Annotated in this window: 21 protein-coding genes; 11 read left to right on the top strand and 10 right to left on the bottom strand. The window is 62.4% G+C overall.

The features are described from left to right. Positions 1–309 precede the first annotated feature (309 nt). On the bottom strand, positions 310–1059 hold the full coding sequence (locus H620_RS0117885) for a FadR/GntR family transcriptional regulator (protein ID WP_023380326.1): 750 nt from the start codon (positions 1057–1059) through the stop codon (positions 310–312). Positions 1060–1275: 216 nt separating this feature from the next. On the opposite strand from H620_RS0117885, the gene H620_RS0117880 reads away from it, so the two are divergent. Then, complete coding sequence (locus H620_RS0117880) at positions 1276–1605, top strand: hypothetical protein (RefSeq protein WP_027907799.1); 330 nt, start codon at positions 1276–1278, stop codon at positions 1603–1605. 192 nt (positions 1606–1797) lie between these two features. On the opposite strand, the gene H620_RS0117875 is transcribed toward H620_RS0117880, so the two are convergent. The 3 genes from H620_RS0117875 to H620_RS0117865 form a co-directional block, all read right to left on the bottom strand. Further along, positions 1798–2268, bottom strand: coding sequence for an OsmC family protein (locus H620_RS0117875; RefSeq protein WP_023380324.1), 471 nt, complete (start codon positions 2266–2268; stop codon positions 1798–1800). 32 nt (positions 2269–2300) lie between these two features. Next, positions 2301–3515 (bottom strand): YeeE/YedE family protein, encoded by a 1215-nt coding sequence (locus H620_RS0117870; RefSeq protein WP_023380323.1) that lies wholly within the window; start codon positions 3513–3515, stop codon positions 2301–2303. Positions 3516–3627: 112 nt separating this feature from the next. Next, entirely contained in the window at positions 3628–4206 is a 579-nt protein-coding gene (locus tag H620_RS0117865) for a hypothetical protein (RefSeq protein ID WP_023380322.1), read from the bottom strand. A 223-nt stretch (positions 4207–4429) separates the two neighbouring features. Here H620_RS0117865 and H620_RS0117860 point away from each other — a divergent pair, with 223 nt between their 5' ends. Continuing rightward, positions 4430–6550 carry a TonB-dependent receptor gene (locus tag H620_RS0117860; RefSeq protein WP_027907798.1) on the top strand — a complete coding sequence of 707 codons (2121 nt, stop codon included), beginning with the start codon at positions 4430–4432 and terminating at the stop codon, positions 6548–6550. Positions 6551–6788: 238 nt separating this feature from the next. Further along, positions 6789–7088: a hypothetical protein gene (locus tag H620_RS0117855; RefSeq protein WP_023380320.1), complete on the top strand. Its 300-nt coding sequence runs from the start codon at positions 6789–6791 to the stop codon at positions 7086–7088. A 27-nt stretch (positions 7089–7115) separates the two neighbouring features. Here the strand turns inward: H620_RS0117855 and H620_RS0117850 are convergent, their stop codons facing one another. Then, the gene (locus H620_RS0117850) at positions 7116–7925 is read right to left on the bottom strand and encodes a class I SAM-dependent methyltransferase (protein ID WP_023380319.1); all 810 of its coding nucleotides are present in this window, start codon (positions 7923–7925) and stop codon (positions 7116–7118) included. A 264-nt stretch (positions 7926–8189) separates the two neighbouring features. On the opposite strand from H620_RS0117850, the gene H620_RS25905 reads away from it, so the two are divergent. Beyond that, positions 8190–10025, top strand: a complete 1836-nt coding sequence (locus tag H620_RS25905) for a bifunctional diguanylate cyclase/phosphodiesterase (protein WP_049818814.1) — start codon at positions 8190–8192, stop codon at positions 10023–10025. A gap of 3 nt (positions 10026–10028) precedes the next feature. Here the strand turns inward: H620_RS25905 and H620_RS0117840 are convergent, their stop codons facing one another. Further along, positions 10029–12218 (bottom strand): OsmC domain/YcaO domain-containing protein, encoded by a 2190-nt coding sequence (locus H620_RS0117840; protein ID WP_027907797.1) that lies wholly within the window; start codon positions 12216–12218, stop codon positions 10029–10031. Positions 12219–12479: 261 nt separating this feature from the next. Here H620_RS0117840 and H620_RS0117835 point away from each other — a divergent pair, with 261 nt between their 5' ends. The 5 genes from H620_RS0117835 to H620_RS0117815 are packed head-to-tail and all read left to right on the top strand — an operon-like array spanning position 12480 to position 18153. Beyond that, entirely contained in the window at positions 12480–12935 is a 456-nt protein-coding gene (locus H620_RS0117835) for a (2Fe-2S)-binding protein (RefSeq protein WP_023380316.1), read from the top strand. Then, positions 12935–15184: a xanthine dehydrogenase family protein molybdopterin-binding subunit gene (locus H620_RS0117830; RefSeq protein WP_027907796.1), complete on the top strand. Its 2250-nt coding sequence runs from the start codon at positions 12935–12937 to the stop codon at positions 15182–15184. The genes H620_RS0117835 and H620_RS0117830 overlap by 1 nt, the downstream gene beginning before the upstream one ends. Positions 15185–15201: 17 nt before the next feature. Continuing rightward, complete coding sequence (locus tag H620_RS0117825) at positions 15202–16548, top strand: c-type cytochrome (RefSeq protein WP_023380314.1); 1347 nt, start codon at positions 15202–15204, stop codon at positions 16546–16548. A gap of 13 nt (positions 16549–16561) precedes the next feature. Further along, positions 16562–17575 (top strand): XdhC family protein, encoded by a 1014-nt coding sequence (locus H620_RS0117820; RefSeq protein WP_023380313.1) that lies wholly within the window; start codon positions 16562–16564, stop codon positions 17573–17575. Next, positions 17572–18153, top strand: a complete 582-nt coding sequence (locus H620_RS0117815) for a nucleotidyltransferase family protein (protein WP_027907795.1) — start codon at positions 17572–17574, stop codon at positions 18151–18153. The genes H620_RS0117820 and H620_RS0117815 overlap by 4 nt, the downstream gene beginning before the upstream one ends. Before the next feature lie 44 nt (positions 18154–18197). Here the strand turns inward: H620_RS0117815 and H620_RS0117810 are convergent, their stop codons facing one another. The 3 genes from H620_RS0117810 to H620_RS0117800 form a co-directional block, all read right to left on the bottom strand. Then, positions 18198–19016: a substrate-binding periplasmic protein gene (locus H620_RS0117810; RefSeq protein ID WP_027907794.1), complete on the bottom strand. Its 819-nt coding sequence runs from the start codon at positions 19014–19016 to the stop codon at positions 18198–18200. A 224-nt stretch (positions 19017–19240) separates the two neighbouring features. Beyond that, entirely contained in the window at positions 19241–19945 is a 705-nt protein-coding gene (locus H620_RS0117805; RefSeq protein ID WP_023380310.1) for an SDR family oxidoreductase, read from the bottom strand. Positions 19946–20054: 109 nt separating this feature from the next. After that, positions 20055–20945 carry a LysR substrate-binding domain-containing protein gene (locus H620_RS0117800; protein ID WP_023380309.1) on the bottom strand — a complete coding sequence of 297 codons (891 nt, stop codon included), beginning with the start codon at positions 20943–20945 and terminating at the stop codon, positions 20055–20057. Positions 20946–21368: 423 nt separating this feature from the next. On the opposite strand from H620_RS0117800, the gene H620_RS0117795 reads away from it, so the two are divergent. Both H620_RS0117795 and H620_RS0117790 read left to right on the top strand, forming a co-directional pair. Further along, positions 21369–22946 carry a phosphoethanolamine transferase gene (locus H620_RS0117795; protein ID WP_244880968.1) on the top strand — a complete coding sequence of 526 codons (1578 nt, stop codon included), beginning with the start codon at positions 21369–21371 and terminating at the stop codon, positions 22944–22946. 141 nt (positions 22947–23087) lie between these two features. Continuing rightward, entirely contained in the window at positions 23088–23375 is a 288-nt protein-coding gene (locus H620_RS0117790; protein WP_023380307.1) for a hypothetical protein, read from the top strand. Between the two features lie 46 nt (positions 23376–23421). On the opposite strand, the gene H620_RS0117785 is transcribed toward H620_RS0117790, so the two are convergent. After that, positions 23422–23682 (bottom strand): DUF1652 domain-containing protein, encoded by a 261-nt coding sequence (locus tag H620_RS0117785; protein ID WP_027907792.1) that lies wholly within the window; start codon positions 23680–23682, stop codon positions 23422–23424. Between the last annotated feature and the right edge of the window lie 22 nt (positions 23683–23704).

Below are 23704 nucleotides of genomic sequence, written 5' to 3'. Positions count from 1 at the left end.
GATGCGGGGCGTTTTTGGCTGTTCGGCGTTAGAGTTGCGCCGTCCGGTAGATCGAGCGCCGCCCGCGCGGCGCATCGCGAGCAAGGCTCGCTCCTACGTCTGTTTCGGGCCAATTATTCCTGTGAGAGTTGCGCGCGACCACTTTGGTGCTGGGCGCGATTGAGCCGTACAAACGAGGCGGTCGCGCACGTCTATTGCTGGGGTTACTGGCCCGAAACAAACGTAGGAGCGAGCCTTGCTCGCGATGCGCCGCGCGGGCGGCGCTCGATCTCACACACACCAACCCACTCCAACCCTGCCCTAAAAACCTCAGCCCTCTTGCGCCTCAGCCTCCTCATGCGCCTGGCGCAACCGCTCGCGGCTATTGCTCAAATGCATGCGCATGGCCATCTTCGCCCCCTCGCTATCGCGCCGGGCAATCGCTTCATAGATCGCTTCATGCTCGTGGCTCAGCCGGCTCATGTAATGGGCCTGGTCGTCACGCGCCAGGCGCGCCGAATTCAGCCGGGTGCGCGGGATAATGCTGGTGCCCAGGTGGTTGATGATATCGGCGAAGTAATGGTTGCCGCTGGCCTGGGCGATGCGCAGGTGGAACTGGAAGTCCGCCGACACCGCATCGAAGGCATGGGCAACACCTTCGTTGAGCTCGTCCAGCGCAGCACGCATGCCGGCCAGTTCCTCGTCGCTGCGCCGCTGCGCCGCAAGGCCTGCCGACTCGATCTCCAGAGCGATGCGCAATTCCAGCACCGCCAGCACTTCACGCAGCGTGACCACGGTCGCCGGGTCGATGCGAAAACCGCTAGAGGCCGGAGCGTCCAGCACGAAAGTGCCGATACCATGGCGAGTCTCGACCTGACCGGCTGCCTGCAGCCGCGAGATCGCTTCACGCACGACCGTGCGGCTCACGCCTTCCTCGGCCATGATCTGCGATTCGGTCGGCAACTTGTCGCCACGCTTGAGCTGGCCGCTGCGAATGCGCTCGGTCAGCACCGTAACCAGTTCCTGGGCCAGACTGCGCGGCTTGCGCCGGGTTCTTGCCTGTACCTGTTGCTCTGTCATGCCCTGTATTTCACCTTGAAAGACAGCCGTCATGATAGCGCAAGCAGTTGTACGATCACATACACCCCGCCCGGTATTTATTACCGTGCCGCACCGCTCCCCACTTGAACTGGCGATTGGCGGTCGCATTGCCCCCACCTGCCAGCAAACTGCTGGCCCCCAGCCCTTCGCAGGCGAGGCAAACTCCCTTCTCCTTCAGAAGCTTAGGACAGCAACATGCGGGTATTTCTAGCAACCATGGCCGGCTGCCTGTTGGCCACGATCGCCTTCGGCGTCCAAGCCAGGACGTTGAGCCAGAATGATCGCCACGTCTGCGCCTGGGGTTCGCAGATCGCCGCCGAGGCTCAGCAGGCCAAGCTCTCCGGGGTTACGCTGTACGCCACCCGCAAGAAGCTGCAGGTACGTAAATTCCCCAAACCATGGATGCGCATGACCGCATTCGGCATCACCGAGCAGACCTACAACAGCCGCTCGCGACTCAAGCCGGCGGCTATCAAGCAGACGTATTACGAGCAGTGCGTGCAGCATGCGGTCGCCAAGAGATAATTTCTTATTTATCAAAATGTTATGGCTAAATACTGATGAATAATCTAGCTGGCGATCCATTACATCCAGAAGTATTTTCCTTTTTTGATCAATAACTTAATTGCACAAAATGAATCAAAATCGAGAAAATAGGCCACCCTGTCACCGCAATCAGCTGCATGTTTATCATTGCCGCACGCAGTGAAGTAAGGGTCAGCCTGGGTAGATTGGCTGGCAACGCACCTCTGTCCTCACCGAGTTGGCGATGAAGCACTCTTCATGAGCAAGATGGTGCAAGCGCTCCAACTGCTCCCGAGTCGGCTGGCGCTCGCCCGAGAACGCCACCCGGGGGCGCAGGGTCACAAGGGTCATCGCCGTGCGCCCCGCTTCATTGCGATCCATCACGCCGACAGCATCGTCCACGTACTGCTCGACGCAGAAACGCTGCTTGGCCGCAAGCGACAGAAACCACAGCATGTGACAACTGGACAGCGATGCGACGAAGGCTTCTTCGGGGTCGACCGCCGAAGCATCGGACAGCGGCAACGGCACCACATGGGGCGACGAGGAACCCACTACCTCGACACCGCCATCGAAACGCCACAGGTGCCTGCGGCTGTACTGGTTACCGAGGAAATCCTGCCCCTCACGGGCCCAGGCTACTTGTGCCGTGTATTGCGCCACGCAAACCTCCTTGTCCAGATCATCATTAGAATTCAGCAGCCGGTGAGCGCCACGGGACTACGCTCACCGGCAAAGAACCACGGACGCAGGCGCACACCGATCACGTTGCCGGCATAGGCCGCCAGCAACCACAACCAACCGTGCACGCTGCCCGAGGCGATGCCGCTGAAATAAGCGCCAATGTTGCAACCGTAAGCCAAGCGTGAACCATAACCCAGCATCAAGCCGCCGACCATGGCAGCGATCAACGATGGCAGGGGAATCTTCAGGCTAGGTGCGAAACGGCCTGCCAGCCCCGCGGCGAGCAAAGCCCCCAGAACGATACCCAGGTCCATGACCGTGGTGATGTCCTGCCACAGTGGCGCCGCCAGCGCCTTGGCGTTGGCTGGCATCTGCCAGAACGCCCAACTGCTCACGTCCACCCCCAGGCCGTTCAGAGTCTTGGCGCCCCACAGGGCGAACGCCGAGGTGATCCCCCAAGGTCGCCCCGCCAGGGCCAGGGTGGCGTAGTTCAGCAAGGCCAGGGCGATAGCGCCCCACAAGAGCGGCCACGGGCCACGCACAAAGCGTTGCAAGCCTTGGTGTTCGCGGGCAACCGGCGCTTGCAGCGTTGCATGCCGACGCTTTTCAAGCACCACGGTCGTCCAGGCAATCAGGCCGAACAGCGCCAGGCTCACCAGCAAAGCGGGTCCGACACCCCACACCTGAACGATCGAAGTGGCCGGAAACGATGGCAGCGCAAACCACCAATCAGCGTGATGGGTCGCCGACACCGAACCGATGATGAAGAACAACAGGGTCACCAGCATTCGCGCGTTGCCACCGCCGACGGTGAACAACGTCCCGGAAGCGCAACCACCGCCCAACTGCATGCCGATGCCGAAGATGAACGCGCCGAACACCACCGAGACCCCTGCCGGAGCCACCAGTCCGCTTACCGGGTTACCCAACAGGCTACCCGCCGACAGCGCCGGAAAGAACAGCAGTACCGCCAGCGCCAGCATGACCATCTGGGCCCGCAGACCGGCGCCACGGCGCTCGTTGATGAACACTCGCCAGGCCGAGGTGAAGCCGAACGCTGCGTGGTAGAGCGTCAGGCCCAAGGCCGCGCCGACAAGCAGCAGCAACACCTGCTTGAAACCGGCATTGCGGTTGAGAAACCAGGCCCCGGCCAGCAACAAGGCCAGGGCGATCGAGGGGGCGCCCAAGCGGCGCGGTTCGGGTGTGGCGGCAGAGGAAAGACCCATCACAATACTCGGATTTCAATGAAGCGGGCGCCGAGTATAACGCCCTGGGTCTTCGAAAACCGCTCAGCCGGCGAGTACGAGCGTTATGCGGGGACGGCGCCTCATCCCGTCGCTAGCGTGACGTCTCCACGCGCAATACTTCGGTGTAGATGGCATCGACCGTCTGCCCGACCTTGAGGTTCTTCATCCGGGCCTGAAGGTCAGGGTTCTCGACCTTGACCACCTGTAACTTGCCCTCAGGCGGCAGCAGGCTTACCTCATGGTTCTTAAGGTCGACTTTCTGGATCTGTGACGTCACCCTGACCTGGCGGAACGCTTCGCCCCCTGGGTTGGGGTTGTCGGCAGTGGCACGGAGGGTGCCAGACTCATCGCTCATCTTTGGCGCCCCACCTACATGGGTGTTGAGCACGTAGGCCACCGCGCGGGTGACATAGATGTCGACGGTGTCACCGACCTTCAGGTTGGGCAACGCCTTGGCCTTCTCGGTCAACTGAAAGGTTACATCCTTGTCGTTAGGCCCTTTAACCGTCACCTGACGCTTTTCCAGGTCGATGGCCTGCACCTGGGTGGTGACATGACTTTCCAGCGCCTCACTTCCAATCGGTACGTCCGCCGCCTGGGCGAGGAGGCTGACAGTGGTCAGCATCGAAGCAAGGGCAACGGCGCGAGCCAGGGAGCTAATGGGTTTCATAGGCAGCTTCCATGTGATTCAGAGCGAATGAGTGGGGAAATCCTTACGCGCAGACAAGCATAGCCACTGCGCACCAACCCGCCGCCCCCGTTAGCAGCGGGCGCCATTTTTGGATCCCAAAAGCCATTACAAAATTATTAGGGAATGATTAACCTTTACACTTGCTTTACATTTGTTAACCATTACCATTCGCGACTTCAAAACAACAACTGAGTCGCCCTTCATGGCAAAACTGTCTGCTGCTCCTGCCTCATTGTCAGTACTCGGCTTGCTGGTCGCCCCCACCGCTCATGCCGACACCCAGGAGGCCCTTGCCCTCCCCGCAACTTCCGTTACCAGCGCCTACGAGCAGCAAAGCTACAAGGCCAGCGAAAGCAAAAGCGCGCTGAAGATCGATGCGCCGCTGCGCGACATTCCACAGACCGTGAACGTCGTTCCAGAGAGCGTGATCAAGGACCAGGGCGCTCAGTCCATGGCGGACGTGCTCAAGAACGTGCCCGGCGTCGGCCTGTCCAACGGCGATGGTCAGCGCGACCAGGTCACCATCCGCGGCTTCAGCGCCATCGGCGACATGTACATCGACGGTGTTCGGGACGACGCCCTGTACTTTCGCGACCTGTCCAACATCGAGCGGGTCGAAGTCATCAAAGGTCCTGCCGCCGTGCTCTACGGCCGTGGCTCCTCGGGCGGCCTGATCAACAGCATCAGCAAGAAACCTGGCTTTGCGCCCACGCGCGAGGTCGGCGTCAGTTTCGACAGTGAAGGCAAGCGCCGCACCCAGTTCGACACCGGCTGGGCTGACCAGCGAAGCAACCAGGCCTACCGCGTCACTGGCGCCTTCGAAGACAGCGACACCTTCCGCGACGATGGCTACATCGACCGCAAGGCCATCGCCCCGTCGGCTTACTTCAGGCTGTCCGACGACCTGGAGCTGAACCTGGGTGCTACCTACTTGTACGACAAGCGCCTGATCGACTTCGGTATCCCCGCCCTGGGCAACCGTCCAGTGGATGTCGATCGCGACAAGCGCTTCGGCTCAGGCGATGCCGACCAGGACTACGCCCGCAGCGAGGTATTCTCGTTCACCGCCAGCCTCGACTACCGCATCAACGACGACTTCACCCTGACCAACACCAGCCGCTTCTACCGCTACGACCTGGACCGCAACAACACGCTGGCCGACAGCAGCCCTACCCGCTTCGTCACCGCGCCCAACGGCGAGTTGCTCGTCAAGCTCAACCGCGGCAACGTGGCGCGTGACGAGTACGGCGTGTTCAACCAGACCGAGCTCAAGCAGCAGGCACAATTGCTTGGCATGCAGCACAACCTGCTGTACGGCGTGGAAGTGGGCATGCAGGACAAGCACCAGCGGGTCTTCAGCCAGAACAACGTGGCCCAGGTACCGGTGTATCGCGACGGCCTGGTACCGGTACCAGAGCATGCGGCCAACCTGTCGTCCAAGGGCACCAACTATCAGCAGACCACAGGCCTGTACGTGCAGGACCTGGTCGAGCTGAGCGAGCACTGGAAAGCCCTGGTCGGCGTGCGCTATGACATCTTCGGCCAAGAGTACGACGACGACCGTCGCCAGAATGTCGACCTCGACCGCACCGACAAGACCTGGAGCCCGCGTGCCGGCCTGGTGTATCAACCTGACGCGATCCAGTCGTACTACGTTTCGGTGAGCCGCAGTTACCAGCCGTCTGGTGAAGTGTTCGCGGTCAGCCCGAGCAACCAGCACCTGGAACCTGAAGAGACCACCAACTACGAGCTGGGCGCCAAGTGGGACCTGCTGGACAACCGTCTTTCGCTGACGGCGGCGATCTTCCGCCTCGAACGCACCAACATGAAGACGGCGGACCCAGCCAACCCGAACCTCACCATACTGGCCGGCGAACAACGCACCGACGGCTTCGAAGCCACCGTCAGCGGCCAGTTGACCGACAAGTGGCAGGTTTACGCAGGCTACGCCTACCTGGATGCGGAAATCACCAAGTCCAACAGCAAGACCAACGGGGTGTCCAACGAAGGCCAGACGCCCACGCTGACCCCTCGCAACAGCGCCAACCTGTGGCTGGTGCGCACCCTCACCCCGCAGTGGCGGGTGGCTGCAGGCGCCAACTACGTCGACGAGCGCTACACCGCGCTGGATAACAAGGTGGTGATGCCTGGCTACACCACCTTCGATGCGGCGCTGCTGTACAGCGTGCCGCAGTGGGACATGGCCTTGCGCCTGAAGAACCTGTTCGACCGCGACTACTATGCCTCCGCGCACGGCTCGGTCGACCTGATAACCCCAGGTGCGCCGCGCACCCTGGAAGCCAGCCTGAACTACCGTTTCTGACCCTACGCGCCTGCTGTGGAAGCGGCCTCGTGCCGCGAAAGTGCCACAAAAGTGGCCCCAGACTTCAGCCTCGATGGATGAAGCGCTGGGGCGACCCTGCGGCCCTTTCGCGGCTCGACTACATTTGCTGTACCCCCCAGGAAAGAGGGACCGTCGGGTTCACCGCTTGGCCGGAATGACATATCCTGACGCGCATTCACCAACCGGACCGTAGCGTTCACCGAGCTTGGGGCATGTCATGAATGCGCACCCTCTACGGCACTGCAACTACCTGTTCGCCAGTGCTCTGATCGCCATCAGTCTGGCCATGACGGCCGGGTGTTCCAACAAAACCAGCAAGGCCCGTTACGCCATGGCGACAACGGGCTCCAAATGCTACGCAAAAGCACTGCCCAGCAGCGGCGAAGGCGGCCTGGCCTGGGGCAACACGTTGAGCATCGCCCAGCAAAAATCACTGAACAACTGCATCCGTTATGCCAGCAGGTCCGGGGGCACCCCGGACACGTGCCAGGTGGTCCTGGCCAAGTGCAAGAACTGACGGGTACCCAGGCCGCGACAACCCGGTTCAGCGCCGCACGATCACGACCTCAAGGTACTCGCTGGGCACCACCAGCGACGCACCGCCGATGTTGTTTTCATTGAGCAGCTCCGTCAGGTCATCCTCCAGCGCCCTCGCCGCTTCCGGCTCCAGCGCGGCAAAGGCTTTGTGCACCGGGCCGTACCAGGTACGGAAGACATCGATGAAATGCGAAGCCGAACGATAACGGAAATTGAACAGCTCATGGCTGACCGTCATCGAGCCGATCTCACCACTGAACATTTCCCTCAACTGCGGCTCGTCCCCCCAGCGCGACGGTGGTAACGCCCCGGCAGGTGGCGGGACATGTCGTCCCAAGGTCTTGAACATTTGCCCAACGAAGCCCTGGGGCGTCCAGTTGGCCATGCCGATACGCCCACCAGAACGGCAAACCCTGGCCAGCTCGCGGGCCGCTTGCGCCTGGTTGGGGGCGAACATCACGCCGAAGGTTGAGATCACGGCATCGAAGGCACCGTTTCGAAATGGCAAGTCCTCGGCGTCCGCCACCTGGAAGTCCACGCTCAGGTGTTCTGCACGGGCGCGTTCCTCGCCGCGCTTGAGCAGCGCGGGTACATAATCGGTAGACGTCACCTTGCACCCGCGCCGCGCGGCAGCCAGTGTGGCGTTACCGTTACCGGCCGCGACATCCAGCACCTGCTCGTCCCAGCGCAAGTCGCAGGCTTCGGCCAGGCGCTCACCGACAATCTGCAGGGTGGTTCCGATCACGGCATAATCGCCGCTGGCCCAGGCGGCCTGCTGGCGGGTCTTCAACGCATTGAAATCCAGGGATGTGCTCATGGTCCACGCCTACTGTGTAGTGCTCGACCGGACGACTTTGCGGCGGTCGATGCGCCTTGAGTCAGAAAGAATTGAGACCCGCTGAGGGCCATTCACCAGCTAAACCCCACATTCGCTGCGCGGCAAGCAGCACCTGGCTGAATGGCAAGAACGGTTCATTACAACGATGCATCTGTTTAGATGCCCGTTGCAGGGGCTTGCGCTTGCCGAACGTCCCGCTAAGGTTGGCTTCAGGACATCGCAGCCTGGAAAACAAAATCCGTCATGCTAATTGCCCCACCACCCCTCAACGAAGCTGCCCGACTGTGCTTCCTGGACAGCCTGAATATCCTCGACACGCCGGCAGAGGAAAACTTCGACCGCATCACACGGCTGGTCAGCCGCCTGCTCGACGTGCCAATGGCGCTGGTTTCGCTGGTGGACATGAACCGCCAATGGTTCAAGTCACGCCACGGCCTCGATGCGCAACAGACCTCGCGGGATGTCGCTTTCTGCGCCCATGCCCTACACGCCGATGACATCCTGGTGATCGCCGACGCCAAAACCGACCCACGCTTCGCGGATAACCCGCTGGTGGTCGGTGCCCCGTTCATCCGCTCCTACGCTGGCGTGCCACTGCGCTTTGCCGGCGGGCTGACCGTCGGCACGCTGTGTGCGCTGGACACCCGTCCGAGGCAACTCGGCGAGCAAGACCTGGAGCACCTGCGCGACCTGGCCCGGATCGTCGAGCGTGAGTTGCTGCACCGCAGCCTGGCCATCGACGCGCGTATCGTCGATGAAGCCGAACGCAGCGCCCTGGTGTCCTCGGCCGAGCGCTTCCGCGCGGTCTTCCAGGAGGGCCCTTCGAGCAAGGCAATCATCAGCCTGGAAGGCCGTATCTACGAGCCCAATCGGGAGTTCTGCCAATTGCTGGGCCAGCCGCCCGAGGCATTGGTGCTGCAAACCCTACTGCAGCAAGTGCATGCCGAGGATCGCGAACTGTACACCGCCCTGGTCCATCGGCTGCTGACCGGTGAGCAGGACAACGCCATGCAGACCTTGCGCTTGCACAGCCATGCTCGTGGCGTGGTGTGGGTGGAACTGAGCATGTCGGCGCTGCGCGATGAGCACGGTCTGCCCGCGCAACTGGTGGCTTCGGTGCGCGATATCACCGAGTTGCGCCGCACCCAGTCACGCCTGCAGCAATACCAGGCCTCGCTGGAACAACAAGTGGCCCAGCGCACCGAAGATCTGCAGCGCAGCCAGACCACGCTGCAGGCCATCGCCGACAACCTGCCGGTGTTGATCGCACACATCGACACGGCGCTCAGGTACCGTTTCAACAATGCCTTGTACAAGGAAATCTTCGGCCTGGACCCCGCTCACCTGAAGGGGCGCAAGGTCGCCGAAGTGCTGCCAGAGCATGTCTACGAACACCTGCTCCCATACTTTGGCAAGGCGCTGGCCGGCGAGCGCGTGGAGGCCGACGATGTCCGCTACAACCCGGCCGACCCGCGCATCTGGCACACCAGCTATGTACCCGACGTGCGCCAGGGCAAGGTTGAAGGTTTCTTCGTGATGTCGCTGGATGTGACCGAACGCAAGAAACGCGAAAAATCGCTCTTGGACCAGGCGACCCTCGATCCGCTGACCGGCCTGCCCAATCGTGCGGTGCTGCAGCACGAGCTGACCTACGCGCTGCGCCAGCAGACTGCCTTCGCCCTGTACTTCATCGACCTGGACGGTTTCAAGAAGGTCAACGACGAATGCGGCCATGAAACCGGCGACCTCCTGCTGCAGGCGGCCGCCAGTCGGATGCTGGCGGTCATGCGGGCCGATGATGTGGTTGCCCGTCTGGCTGGAGACGAATTCATCGTCATTGCCCAGTCCGTGGCCAACCAGGCCGCTGCCCGGGATATCGGACGCAAGCTCTGCGACACCCTGGCCAGCCCGTTCCGCCTGGCCGATACGCAGGTCACCATCGGTGCCAGTATTGGCATCTACGTGCGCGGTGCTGGGGGCGGTAGCCACACCCCGGAAGAGGTATTGGCGCGCGCGGACAAGGCGATGTACGAAGCCAAGCGGCTCGGACGCAACCGTTGCAACGTCGCGCCCGACTGACCCTTACTGGGCGGCCTTGGCCCGTGCCGCGTGCAGCTTCTTGTAGCTTTCGATCAAACGCAAGTGGCGGTCGAGGCCTTCGAGCTTCATGCTGGTCGGGGTCAGCCCATGGAAGCGCACGCTGCCGTCCACCGAACCCAGCACCGCGTCCATGCGCGGGTTGCCGAACATGCGACGGAAGTTGACTTCGTAATCCGCCATTTCCAGCTCATCGTCCAGCACGACCTCCAGCACCACGTTCAAGGCCTGGTAGAACAGGCCGCGCTCGACGGTGTTGTCGTTGAACTGCAGGAAGGCCTCCACCAGCTCCTTGGCGTCGTCGAAACGCTGCAAGGCCAGGCAGATCAGCAACTTGAGCTCAAGGATGGTCAACTGGCCCCACACGGTGTTTTCGTCGAACTCGACGCCGATCAGGGTGGTGATGGTGGTGTAGTCATCCACCTCGCAGTTGTCCAGGCGCTTGAGCAGCGCCCGCAGCGCACGGTTGTCGAGGCTGTGCAGGTTGAGGATGTCGGCGCGGAACGCCAGGGCACGGTTGGTGTTGTCCCAGATCAGGTCTTCGACCGGGTAGATCTCCGAGTAGCCCGGCACCAGGATGCGGCAGGCATTGGCGCCGAGGTCATCGTACACCGCCATGTACACTTCCTTGCCCATGTCTTCGAGAATACCGAACAGGGTCTGGGCTTCCTGGACGTTCGAATCCTCGCCGTGCCCGGAGAAGTCCCACTCGACGAACTCGAAATCGGCCTTGGCACTGAAGAAGCGCCACGACACCACGCCGCTGGAGTCGATGAAGTGTTCGACGAAGTTGTTCGGCTCGGTCAGGGCATGGCTTTCGAAGGTTGGCTGCGGCAAGTCGTTCAGCCCTTCGAAACTGCGGCCCTGCAGCAATTCGGTGAGGCTGCGTTCCAGTGCCACTTCGAAGCTCGGGTGGGCGCCGAACGAGGCGAATACGCCACCGGTGCGCGGGTTCATCAGGGTCACGCACATCACCGGGAACTCACCGCCTAGCGACGCATCCTTGACCAGCACCGGGAAGCCCTGCTCTTCCAGCCCCTGGATTCCGGCCAGGATGCCTGGGTACTTGGCCAGCACTTCCTGCGGCACATCCGGCAGCGCCAGTTCGCCTTCGAGGATTTCGCGCTTGACCGCCCGCTCGAAGATCTCGGACAGGCACTGCACCTGGGCTTCGGCCAGGGTATTGCCCGCGCTCATGCCATTGCTGAGGAACAGGTTCTCGATCAGGTTGGACGGGAAATAGACCACTTCACCGTCCGACTGGCGCACGAATGGCAGCGAGCAAATACCGCGCTCGGTATTGCCCGAGTTGGTGTCGTAAAGGTGCGAGCCGCGCAACTCGCCATCGGCGTTGTAGATGTCCAGGCAATACGCGTCGAGGATCTCCACCGGCAGCGCATCCTTTGGCCCTGGCTTGAACCAGCGCTCATTGGGGTAGTGCACGAACGGCGCATTGGCGATTTCCTCGCCCCAGAACTGGTCGTTGTAGAAGAAGTTGCAGTTCAGCCGCTCGATGAACTCGCCCAGCGCCGAAGCCAGCGCAGCCTCCTTGGTCGCACCCTTGCCGTTGGTGAAGCACATCGGCGACTGTGCGTCACGCACATGCAGCGACCACACGTTGGGCACGATGTTGCGCCACGACGCGATCTCGATCTTCATGCCCAACCCCGCCAGGATCGACGACATGTTGGCGATGGTCTGCTCCAGAGGCAGGTCCTTGCCGGCGATGTAAGTGGTGGTGTCGGCCACCGGCATCAGCAGGCCCTGGGCATCGGCGTCGAGGTTGTCGACTTCCTCGATGATGAACTGCGGACCGGTCTGCACCACCTTCTTGACCGTGCAGCGGTCGATGGAGCGCAGGATGCCCTGACGGTCCTTCTCGGAAATGTCCTCGGGCAGCTCGACCTGGATCTTGAAGATCTGGTTGTAGCGGTTCTCCGGGTCGACGATGTTGTTCTGCGAAAGACGGATGTGCTCGGTGGGGATATTGCGTGTCTGGCAGTACAACTTCACGAAGTAAGCCGCGCACAAGGCCGACGACGCCAGGAAGTAGTCGAACGGCCCCGGCGCCGAGCCATCGCCTTTATAGCGGATCGGCTGGTCGGCGATTACCGTGAAGTCGTCGAACTTGGCTTCAAGACGTAGGTTGTCGAGAAAATTGACCTTGATTTCCATGCGGGATTACCGTGATTTAAGCGTGCAAAACGAAATTGGCCGGCATTATCCGGGTTTTCGACCCGGAAGTCCTGTTTGTCTGCACCGGCATCATCGTTGCTGGCTTGCGCATTTCACCGAATTACTTGCCTGATCCTCCTGACCTGCACCCCGCACCAGACCAGCGGTCACCCTCCTGTGCTAGCGTTTCTGGGTCAGGGAACAGTGTATTCCCAGCCCACCCAGAACATGCGACAGCAACCGATGATCAGCAGGTGAACCATGGAACTACGGATCAACCAGAAGACCTATCAGGTCGAGACCGATGCGGACACGCCCTTGCTGTGGGTGATCCGTGACGACCTGGGCCTGACCGGCACCAAGTACGGCTGCGGCCTGGCCCAATGTGGCGCCTGCTCGGTGCTGGTGGACGGCAATGTGGTGCGCGCCTGCGTGACGCCGGTGGCAGGCGTGGTCGGCCGCGAGGTGACCACCATCGAGGCCATCGAAACCGACGAGGTGGGCAAACGCGTGGTGGCTGCCTGGGTCGAGCACCAGGTGGCTCAGTGCGGCTACTGCCAGTCCGGCCAGGTGATGGCTGCCACGGCTCTGCTCAAGCACACCCCGAAACCCAGTGACGAGCAGATCGATGCGGCAATGGTCAACCTGTGCCGCTGCGGCACCTACAACGCCATCCATGCGGCGGTGCATGCGCTGGCCGAAGGGGGTAAGGCGTAATGAACACTCGCATCGACACCCCTGAAGACCTGCTGAAGCTAACGGCGGGCGAAACGGTCAACCTGTCGCGCCGACGCTTCCTGGCCAGCAGCGCGGTAGGCGCGCTGGTCCTGGGCTTCGGCTTGCCACTGGGCTCGGCCCGGATCCAGGCCGCAACCGCTGCCCCCGAAGCGCGCGGCACCCAGGTTCCGGCATTTCTGGAAATCCGCCCGGACAGCACCGTGCGCCTGCTGTGCCCATTCATGGAAGGCGGCCAGGGCATCTACACCGCCATGGCGCAGATCGTCGGCGAAGAGCTGGATGCCGACCCCGCCACCTTCGTGCTCGACAGTGCACCGCCCGGCGAAACCTATGTGGTGATGGAAAACGGCATGCGCATTACCGGTGGCAGCATGTCGGTGCGCATGAGCTACCCGACCATGCGCCGCCTCGGCGCCCTGGCCCGGGCCATGCTCCTGCAAGCCGCCGCTCAACAGCTGGGCGTGCCGGTCGGCGAGCTGTCCACCGAGCCTGGCAAAGTCGTCCATGCCGCATCTGGCCGTTCGCTGGCCTACGGTGAGCTGGCAGGGCGCGCCATGGACCTGCCGGTGCCGGACCCTGCCAGCATCAAGCTGCGCGACCCCAGTCAGTTCCGTTGGATCGGCAAACCGGTGCGCCGGGTCGATGCCTATGACAAGTCCACCGGCAAGGCGCTGTATACCATCGATATCAAGGTCGACGACATGCTCCACGCCGCCGTGCAACATGCGCCACGCTTGGGCATGACCGTCGGCAACCTGCGCAACGAGGACCAGGTCAAGGCCATGAAAGGCGTGCATTCGGTGCACCGCCTGCCTGGCGCCGTTGCGGTGGTGGCCGAGCGCTGGTGGCACGCCAAGCGTGCGGTCGAGGCCCTTCAGGTCGACTGGCAAGAACCTGCCGCCGACTCAAAAGTGCGGGCCATGCCGGCCGACTTCTCCAGCGACGCCTACCGCGACCACCTGGCTGCCCAGCAAGGACCGGCCCGTGATGACGAGGTAGAGGGAGACGTGGCCAAGGTACTGGCCGAAGCCAAGACCACGGTCGAGGCCACCTACCACAACCAGTACCTGAACCATGCCCAATTGGAGCCGCCGTCGGCCATCGCACGCTTCAACCCGGATGGCTCGCTGGAAGTCTGGCTACCCAACCAGGCGCCGGACATGTTCCGCGACGACATCGCCAAGCGCACCGGCCTGGACCCGGCACACATCACCCTGCACTCACCGCTGCTGGGTGGCTTCTTCGGGCGACACTTCCTGTACGACTCGGCCAACCCCTACCCACAGGCCATCGCGCTGGCCAAGGCGGTCGGCCGACCGGTCAAGCTCATCTGGAGTCGCGAGGAAGAGTTCCTGCGCGACGTGCATCGGCCCATGGCGGTGGTCAAGTTTCGCGCCGCGCTGGATGCCGAGGGCCTGCCAGTCGCCATCGAGGCCGTCAGTGCCACCGAGGGTCCAACCGAGGCGCTGGCCGGCAAGCAGGGCGAGAAGATCGACCCTACCGCGCTGGAAGGGCTGTCCGGCAAGGCCTATGCCATTGCCAACAAGCGCATTGCGCAGATCTATGTAAAAGGTCCGGTGATGCTTGGCTACTGGCGCTCGGTGGGCAATTCGCTGAACGATTTCTTCTACGAGGCATTTCTCGACGAATTGGCCGACAAAGGCGGCAAGGACCCGTTCGAACTGCGCCTGCAGTTGCTCAAAGGTAACCCACGGCTGACCCAACTGCTACAGGCTGTCGGTGAGCTTTCCGGCGGCTGGAAGCGCGGCCCGTTCACCGCCGAAGATGGCAGCAAGCGCGCCCGTGGCGTGGCCATGGCCTCTCCGTTCGGCTCCGAGGCAGCGGTCATCGCCGAGGTCTCCATCGAGAATGGCCAGGTCAAGGTGCACGACATCTGGCAGGCCATCGACCCTGGTAGCATCGTCAACCCGGCGATCATCGAAGCGCAGGTCAACGGTGCAGTGGCCCTGGGGCTGTCTCAGGCGCTGCTTGAGGAAGCGGTGTACGTCGACGGCAAGCCCAAGGCGCGCAACTACGACTTGTACCCGATCCTGCCACCGTCGCGGATGGCAAACGTGCATGTGCGGATCGTGGAAAGCGGCGCGAAGATGGGCGGCATCGGCGAACCACCACTGCCGGCAGTCGCCCCGGCTGTGGCCAACGCCGTGGCGCGGCTGACCGGCCAGCGCATTCGCAGCATGCCCCTTAGCCGTTACACCTTCAGCTGACCGAGCAAGGATTGCCCATGACCCAAAGCCGTTTCGCAAGCACCGCAGGCTGGCTCGCGCTGCCCTGCCTCGTGGCGGCGGGCCTGCTGGCCTGGTATGTCAGCCGCGAGCCCGCCTCGCCGTTCCAGAACCAGCCCATCACCCAACATGAACCGTCGCTGATCAGCCGCGGCGAGTACGTGGCCAGGCTCAGCGACTGCGTGGCCTGCCACAGCTTGCCTGGGCAGGCTCCCTTCGCAGGCGGACTGGAAATGGCCACCCCGCTGGGTGCCATCCATGCCACCAACATCACCCCCGACCGCGCTACCGGCATCGGCAACTACAGCCTTGCCGACTTCGACCGCGCCGTGCGCCACGGGGTCGCGCCGGGTGGACGCAGGCTCTACCCGGCCATGCCCTACCCCTCCTACGCCAAGCTCAGTGACGACGATGTGCGTGCGCTGTACGCCTTCTTCATGAAAGGCGTGCAACCGGCCAACCAGCCCAACCTCCCTGGCGAGATTCCCTGGCCGCTGAACCTGCGTTGGCCGATTGCGCTGTGGAACGGGCTGTTCGCCCCCGACATGCCCTATGCGGAAAAACCCGCACAGGATGCCCAGTGGAACCGCGGCGCCTACATCGTCCAGGGTCCGGGCCATTGCGGCAGTTGCCACACCCCACGGGGCCTGGCGTTCAACGAAAAAGCCCTGGACGAGGCTGGCGACACGTTCCTGTCCGGCGCCCTGCTCGATGGCTGGTATGCGCCAAGCCTGCGTGCTGACCCGAACACTGGCCTGGGGCGCTGGAGCGAGGCCGACATCGTGCAGTTCCTCAAGACCGGTCGCAACCAACACACGGTTGTGTTCGGCTCGATGACCGAGGCCTTCAACAACTCCACCCAGTTCATGAATGACCAGGACCTGGCAGCGATCGCCCATTACCTGGCGTCGTTGCCTGGCGACCCGCAACGTGACGGCACGCCGTGGCAGTACCAGGCCGTCGCTGCCGACGCCCAGCCGGACACGCCAGGCGCGCACACCTACATTACCCGCTGCGCCGCCTGCCATGGCCTGGACGGCAAAGGCCAGAAAGAGTGGATGCCACCGCTGGCTGGCGCCACGTCGGCGCTGGCCAAGGAGCAAGCATCGGCAATCAATATCACCCTCAATGGCTCGCAGCGGGTGGTCACGGCCGGGCTGCCGGATGCCTATCGCATGCCGGCGTTCCGCGAACAGCTATCCGACCAGGAGATTGCCGAAGTATTGAGCTATATCCGCACCACCTGGGGCAACCATGGCGGCGCGGTCGATGCCCCGGCAGTGGCCAAGCTGCGCGGGCACACCGACCCAGCCAGTAGCAGCCCGATCATTCTGCATATGCGTTGAACAGGATTGACCGATGGAAAGTATCGACCTGCTGGTCCTACGCACCGCCCGAGACTGGCTGCAAGCCGGCGAGTCCGTGCTGCTTGCCACGGTGGCTCGGACCTGGGGCTCGTCGCCCAGGCCCGTCGGCTCGATGATGGCCCTGCGCAACGACGGTCGAGTGGTTGGCAGCGTTTCCGGTGGCTGTATCGAGGACGACCTCATTCATCGCCACACCACCGCCTATGGCGGCAGCGGAATTGCGCAACGAAGCCCGCAAGTGCTGCGCTACGGCGTCAGCGCCGATGAAGCTCATCGCTTCGGCCTGCCGTGTGGCGGCACCTTGGAACTGATCCTGGAGGCCAACCCAGCATGGCGCAGCCTGGATCAACTTTTGGTCCAGCTCGACGCCGGCAACCTGGTACAGCGCACGCTGGAAGTTGGCACTGGCGAGGCTCGGCTGAACGTTACCGATACGCCGGTCCCGTTCAGCTTCGACGGCCAACGCATGGTCAATACCTTGGGGCCAGGCTACCGCCTGCTGCTGATAGGCGCTGGTGTGCTGGCCGAATACCTGGCGACCATGGCTTTATTCAATGGCTTCAAGGTGTCGGTCTGTGACCCGCGCCCGGAGTACATGGATGGCTGGAACGTTGCCGGTGTCGAGAAGCTCGTCGGCATGCCGGATGACGTGGTGCGCGCCTACGCCGCCGACATGCGTACCGCCATCGTTGGCCTGAGCCACGACCCCAAGCTCGACGACCTGGCCCTGCTCGAAGCCCTGCGAGGCCCGGCGTTCTATATCGGCGTTATCGGATCGCGGCGCAACAATGAGCTGCGCCGCGCGCGTTTGATCGAACACTTCGGCGAGAGCGAAACCTCGCTGCAGCGCCTGCACGGCCCCATCGGCATCTACATCGGCAGCAAGACCCCGGCCGAAATCGCCGTCAGCGTCATGGCCGAGTTGCTCGCGGCCAAGAATGGCGTGGTACTGCCTGGTACCCTCGATGTCAGCCAGGCCAAGTACGCCCAAGAGGAGGGCGCGTGACGGCGGGCCTGGCGACCTGCGCAGCACTGGTACTAGCGGCTGGGCGGGCAACGCGCTTTGGCAGCGACAAACGCGTCGCCGCCCTGCCCTCGGGCCAGACACTGCTGGCCGAGACACTCAGGCAAGCGCTTGAGCACTTCGACGAAGTGTTGGTGGTGGTGCGCCCGGGGGATGAGCCACAGCGACTGGGCATCGGGCCAGACGCGAAGCTCGTCTACGCCGCGCACGCCGAAAACGGCCTGTCAGCCAGCCTGGCCGCCGGCATCCAAGCGCTGCAGGCGTCGCGGGCCCAGGCGGTGGCGATCATGCTTGGGGACATGCCTTGGGTAACAGCGCACACACTGCGACGCCTGCGCGCCGAGGCCAGCGAAACGCATATCGTGATGCCGTTCCACCAGGACGAGCGCGGCCATCCGGTGCTGTTCGGGCGGGCGTTCTGGCCGGCGCTTGAATGCGTGCAGGGTGACCAGGGTGGTCGGCAGGTCATTCTGGACAACCGGCATGCCTGGCGCAGGGTGGACGTGGAAGATTCCGGCGTCTTGCGGGATGTCGATACCCCGACTGATTTGCTCGGTTAGGGTCAGAAGGGGCCGCGGTGCTGGCCATCGTGGGCCAGCCTCCTTCAGGGTTGCGCCGCGTTCTTCTGCTGTTTTTTCCAGCGCTCGAGGTTTTGCTCAAGCCATTGCGCCGGCAGCGACCCATCGACGATCGCTTTCATTTTCTGCGCCAGCTGTTGCCGAAGCAGAGGCTGGTTGCACGGCGATTGATGTGACAGCGCCAGATACAGCCCCTCGCTGGCCACCGGTGGCTCCAACACCTTCAGTAGCGGGTCCATGCCCAGCGTACGCGCCAGCGCCATGCCGGGGTATTGCTCGTAGACCACATAGTCGTTGCGCTTGTGCAGCAGTTTCTCGAAGGCTTGCCTGGCGCTGGGCACCGCTTCGAGGTTCAGGTGTGCCTTGGCGTAGTCGTCGAACTGCTGGCCATGGCTGTTGCTGACCAAGGTCCCGCCCTTGAGTCCTTGCAGGTCAGCCCACCCCTGATAGGCAAAGACGCTGTCCTGGCGCACCCAGACCACGCTGGGCGTATGCAGGAACGCCGGCATCACGAAATCCATCACCTGTTGCCGCGCCTGGGTCAGGAAGTAGCCCGCCATGAGGTCGATACGGCCAGTGCGTACTTCCTCCTGCGCCCGGGACCAGGGCCCGGTATACAACACCTGTACCTCCAGGCCCAGGCTTCTGCCCAGGTGCAGGAGCAGGTCGGCATTGGCGCCGATCAGCTGCCGTGGATTGTCCGGGTCACGCCACAGGTAAGGCGGATACTCGGGATTACCTGTTGCAGTGAGATAATGGCAGTCTCGCGCCGCCAGTGCCGTCTTTGGTAGCACCGCCAGGACGCAGACCAGCAGAATCGCCAGGCAAGGACCACGCTCGTCCATGTACGACCCTCGGCACGGTTGGCATTCGACGGCCAGACATGAATGCCATCGCTGCCATGGTTCAATGGCAGCGATGGCATCGCAAGCCGCTCGCATCAGACAGTCTGGACCATCGACGGCCAGCTGCCAGGCCGCTTTTTGCATCACAGGTAAAAGCCACGAGCGGCTACCCGATGAACCATCCAATCGCACAACAGGGCCGATGCCGTGGGCGCGTGCTCCTGTCAGAGATGGCGAGTGATACCGCCATCGACCTTGATGTTCTGCCCGGTGATGTAAGCGGCACCCTCCCCGGCCAGGAAGGCAATGGTCGCTGCAATTTCCTCGCAGGTACCGTAGCGCTTGAGCGGTACGCTGTCGCGGCGCTGCTCGGTGGCGGGCAGACTGTCGATCCAGCCTGGCAAGACATTGTTCATGCGGATGTTATCGCCGGCGTAGGTATCGGCGAAAATCTTGGTGAACGCGGCCAGACCTGCGCGGAACACCGCCGAAGTGGGGAACATGTCGCTGGGCTCGAATGCCCAGGCCGTCGAAATATTGATGATCACTCCACCGCCCTGGCGCTGCATGATAGGCGTGACCAGGCGGGACGGACGGATGGCGTTGAGCAGATAGGTGTCCATACCCAGGTGCCAGTCGGCGTCGGAGATTTCCAGGATCGGCGCGCGCGGGCCGTGACCTGCGCTGTTGACCAGCACGTCGACACGGCCCCATTTTTCCGCCACGGCATCGACCAGGCGCTGGAGATCCTCATTCGACTGATTGCTACCGGTCACGCCGACGCCTCCCAGTGCGTTGGCCAACGCCTCACCTTTGCCCGACGATGAGAGGATGCCGACCTTGAAGCCATCCGCTGCCAGACGCCGCGCAGCTGCCGCGCCCATACCACTGCCGCCTGCCGTGATGATCGCTACTTTTTCTATGGACATGTTGCCTCCTCTGGATGGACATCGTGTGAATTGATGTCATCACACTAGCAGCAGAGTCGCCGGTGAGGGAGGCAGCCGAAGTTGGTGCTGGCAGTAGCAAAACTACTGTCTACAGATGAGCCTGACGCAACAGCCAATCCTTGACTACCGCCAAACCTGGCGGTGTACCAGCCTTGCGTGGCCAGACCAGATAGAACGCCTTATCGAGCCGCAACTGCTGGGCAAACACTTGCTCCAGTCGTCCGGCATCGATGTCTCCTTGAACGAACATCTGGCTGGCCAAGGCAATGCCCTGGCCGTTGATGGCAGCTTCGATGGCCAGCGACGTCTGGTTGAACCGCACGTTTTTCGCCGTGCCCTGGGCGTGCTGCGCAAACAACGCACCGGTAAATTCTGGCCAGAAATCATGCGCATCATGCAGCATCACGAAGTCCTGCAATGCCTCGAAGCTGTCGGGGGCCCCCTTGCTGGCCAGCAACCGTGGGCTGGCCACCGCCACGATCCGCTGGTCCATCAGCAACTCGGTATTCAGCCCTGGCCCGAACGGGGGCTGGCCATAGCGCACCGCCAAATCGACACTATCCGTGCTGAAGTGCGAGAGCTTGTCCGTGGCCAGTACGCGCAGGTCGATATCCGGGTAGTCCTCGGCGAAGGCACCCAACCTTGGGATCAGCCACTTCGAGGCAAAGGAGGGGGTGACGCTGACCGTGAGGTGAAGCGGCTGCGGCCTGAGCAGACGGGTCGCCTCGTCGATCATGGACAAGGCGCTGCGCACGCGGCTGGCGTAGGAGCGCCCGGCATCGGTCATGCCTAGCCCTCGCGGCAAGCGCTCGAACAGACGAATCTCCAGGCTGGCTTCCAGCCCGCGAATCTGCTGGGCCACCGCAGCCTGGGTAACACCCAGTTCCTCGGCCGCCAGGCGAAAGTTCAGATGGCGCGCAACCACTTCGAACACCCGTAGGGCGTTCAACGATGGCAGGTTCGGGAAGCCTTCGGGCATAGGGAGCGATGTCTGTTGGTTAAGTAAGGAGCGTGGTCTGCCCCAGGAGCACGGCGGCGCGAGCAGGACAACTGGGACAGCGACTCGAGGAAGCTAGCCTCAAACTGCCGCCAAATAAACCGGCAGCGGAAGAAAAAGTCACGCACAGGTTGATGCGACGCCACCGCTTATCGGGCGGTTACACAAAATATCAGGGCACTGAGTGCTGGGAGTGTGTTGGGCTGACTATGCTGGTGCTTAGCTACCGGCAATTGGCTATTGCACGCTTGCGCATGGAACGTTGTAGCTCGCCACACCTTCTTCAGGCGCTACCCGCGCTGGGGTGGTTGGGCTTATCACGAGGACGATTCAAACATGCAGACCTCGGAACGAACGCCCCCGCTTACCCCTCATTCACTGATATCGCAATGGCCAACCCTGGTCTTGTGGGCATACCTTCTGTCCCCCCTGTTGATACGGGGCATTGCCAACCAGCAGCATGCGAGCATCGACTTGCTGGCCCTCTATAACCTTGCCATCTCCGGGCTTTGGCTGGTGTTGCTGCGGCTCGTTTCGTCCAATCAGTTCAAAGTCCACGCGCTGCTGCTGCCCTTCTACCTGCTGGCCACGATCGACCTGTTCCTGGTACTGAACTTCAACTCCCGGTTGACTGCTGCCTATGTATTCATTGCCCTGACCAATTACAAGGAGGCGAGCGATTTCGCAGCCACCTACTGGAAGCCGGTCGTCTCGGTGCTGGCCATATTCGCCCTGTGCTACGGCCTGGGACTGGCCGGGCTGTACAAACGGCGCTACTACAGAAGCCCGGCCCTCGCCTTGTTGACGGCCTGCACCCTGCTGCTAGGTTACGGCGCCTACTTCTACAAGACAGTCAAACTCAACAGCCTTGGCACAAGTGCAGTCCTGGACCTTGCCGCAAAGGACCAGAGCACGCCGTTCGGCTACCTGTCGCAGATCGGCCTGACCACCTACCTGCACATGCAATCCCAGGAACACATCAGCAAACGTCGCACCGCGAAGATCGACATCATCAGCCAGGCCGACGAAGCGAGTATCGAAACAGTGGTGTTCGTGATCGGCGAATCGTCACGGCCACATAACTGGTCACTCTATGGCTACCACAAACCCACCACGCCGAACCTCGACCGGCAAAAGGGTATCTACAGGCTGGACAACGTGTGCACCACCTCGCCGTATACGTCGGTGGCCGTTCCCGCCATGCTCAGCCTGTCGCCCATTTCCAACTGGGACATGATTGCCTCGACCCAATCACTGGTCGGCATCTACCGAAAAGCGGGCTACGACACCCACTGGCTTTCGGTCCAGGAAGTCGACAGCTTCGGCGGCATCATCCCGCACATCGCCGCGGAAGCGCAGTACCGTCAGTATTTCGAACGCAGTCATGACGGCGCCCTGCTTCCTGCCTACGAAAAAATAGTGCGCGACGGCGGCACGCGCAAACAGGCGATCTTCATCCACATCAAGGGCAGCCACTTCGACTACGCCCGGCGCTACCCCGACAACTTCAAGCAATTCAAACCGGCCAGCGGCAGTGCGAAAGACCAGATCACCGCAGACTACGACAACACCATTCTGTACACCGACTGGCTGCTGAACAGCCTCATCACCCAACTGCAGGCCCGTCGACGGCCTGCCCTGCTGGTCTACGCGTCCGACCATGGCGAAAATATCCTGGACGATCACCGCGAGCTGCTGGGTCATGGCATCGGCAATGAATACGACCTGCCGGTCTCTTCGTTCATCTGGGCATCCGACAACCTGCCGGCACCACTCAACCTCAGGCTCGCAAAACTCAAGGACCGGGCCGACCAACCCATCAGTACCTCTTCGCTACCCCATACGCTGCTTGGTATCACAGGTGTGCTGACCAATGAATACAACAGCGCCCACGACCTGATGACCGATGCGTTTGTACCGTCCAAATGCCCGTACTTGCTTGGCTCAGGGTATGTACCGTCGTTCAAGTTCAGCACCCGTTAGCGATCGGTCGCATGTTCATCAAATCGATTGAACATCTGCGAAAAACACGCTTCAAACGAAGATACCAATCGCCACCTGCGAGGAGCCTGTCATGACCCGCGTCCAATCTGGACAGCGACCGCCCATGGGGACGCCACGCCCATGAAAATGCCCGGTCGCTCGCCCAATGCCTGCCTACAACTGGACTATGTGCGCGATACGCTTTTCGGGCCCGTGGCCCAGAGCGTCGAATGCCAATGCCAACTGGCCGCCCTCACGCTCCAGGGCCGCCCCGCGTTACGCCTGCACATCTGCCCCCCGCTGCCAGATAAAGTCGACCGTGCCCATAGCGTCGCCTTCATCTGGGACGGGCGAGACTACCGTGGAGTGGTACGGGACCATGGAAAGTGCGGAGACGGCGGGCTGAACCTGTTGCTCGAACTGCAGTAGCGGGGATCGCCCCCGGCCAGCTTGGGCCAGCCGGGGCTAGACACTGTCAGGCAATGGCTTTCAGCACCGTTGGCTGTGCGTCACGAAGGGCGTGCAACTGACTGACCAGATGCACCAGGTCACGGCAACTGTTCAGATTCTGCAGCGGGATCGATGTCAACGTTACACCGTCATCGAGCGATTGTCCCTGGCCAAGGCGGATTGTCAGGGTGGCGCCGTCCGGGCAGCTTACCTCGCAACGATCGGGCAGGCAGGCTTGCTCGATCATCTGCCGCATCTCTAGCATCGAAACTCCAATCAACGACATGGTACGACCCTCTCTGTACTGG

The organism is Pseudomonas taiwanensis DSM 21245 (assembly GCF_000425785.1).
Classification (GTDB): domain Bacteria; phylum Pseudomonadota; class Gammaproteobacteria; order Pseudomonadales; family Pseudomonadaceae; genus Aquipseudomonas; species Aquipseudomonas taiwanensis.
The sequence above is the reverse complement of the archived record's forward strand: the minus strand, read 5'-3'. Positions and strand labels throughout refer to the sequence as shown.

Excerpts from the sequence above, each read along its gene's own strand:
- H620_RS0117885 (WP_023380326.1), bottom strand. The coding sequence starts at position 1,059 with ATGACAGAGCAACAGGTACAGGCAAGAACCCGGCGCAAGCCGCGCAGT.
- H620_RS0117880 (WP_027907799.1), top strand. The coding sequence starts at position 1,276 with ATGCGGGTATTTCTAGCAACCATGGCCGGCTGCCTGTTGGCCACGATC.
- H620_RS0117870 (WP_023380323.1), bottom strand. The coding sequence starts at position 3,515 with ATGGGTCTTTCCTCTGCCGCCACACCCGAACCGCGCCGCTTGGGCGCC.
- H620_RS0117865 (WP_023380322.1), bottom strand. The coding sequence starts at position 4,206 with ATGAAACCCATTAGCTCCCTGGCTCGCGCCGTTGCCCTTGCTTCGATG.
- H620_RS0117860 (WP_027907798.1), top strand. The coding sequence starts at position 4,430 with ATGGCAAAACTGTCTGCTGCTCCTGCCTCATTGTCAGTACTCGGCTTG.
- H620_RS0117855 (WP_023380320.1), top strand. The coding sequence starts at position 6,789 with ATGAATGCGCACCCTCTACGGCACTGCAACTACCTGTTCGCCAGTGCT.
- H620_RS0117850 (WP_023380319.1), bottom strand. The coding sequence starts at position 7,925 with ATGAGCACATCCCTGGATTTCAATGCGTTGAAGACCCGCCAGCAGGCC.
- H620_RS25905 (WP_049818814.1), top strand. The coding sequence starts at position 8,190 with ATGCTAATTGCCCCACCACCCCTCAACGAAGCTGCCCGACTGTGCTTC.
- H620_RS0117840 (WP_027907797.1), bottom strand. The coding sequence starts at position 12,218 with ATGGAAATCAAGGTCAATTTTCTCGACAACCTACGTCTTGAAGCCAAG.
- H620_RS0117835 (WP_023380316.1), top strand. The coding sequence starts at position 12,480 with ATGGAACTACGGATCAACCAGAAGACCTATCAGGTCGAGACCGATGCG.
- H620_RS0117830 (WP_027907796.1), top strand. The coding sequence starts at position 12,935 with ATGAACACTCGCATCGACACCCCTGAAGACCTGCTGAAGCTAACGGCG.
- H620_RS0117825 (WP_023380314.1), top strand. The coding sequence starts at position 15,202 with ATGACCCAAAGCCGTTTCGCAAGCACCGCAGGCTGGCTCGCGCTGCCC.
- H620_RS0117820 (WP_023380313.1), top strand. The coding sequence starts at position 16,562 with ATGGAAAGTATCGACCTGCTGGTCCTACGCACCGCCCGAGACTGGCTG.
- H620_RS0117810 (WP_027907794.1), bottom strand. The coding sequence starts at position 19,016 with ATGGACGAGCGTGGTCCTTGCCTGGCGATTCTGCTGGTCTGCGTCCTG.
- H620_RS0117805 (WP_023380310.1), bottom strand. The coding sequence starts at position 19,945 with ATGTCCATAGAAAAAGTAGCGATCATCACGGCAGGCGGCAGTGGTATG.
- H620_RS0117800 (WP_023380309.1), bottom strand. The coding sequence starts at position 20,945 with ATGCCCGAAGGCTTCCCGAACCTGCCATCGTTGAACGCCCTACGGGTG.
- H620_RS0117790 (WP_023380307.1), top strand. The coding sequence starts at position 23,088 with ATGAAAATGCCCGGTCGCTCGCCCAATGCCTGCCTACAACTGGACTAT.
- H620_RS0117785 (WP_027907792.1), bottom strand. The coding sequence starts at position 23,682 with ATGTCGTTGATTGGAGTTTCGATGCTAGAGATGCGGCAGATGATCGAG.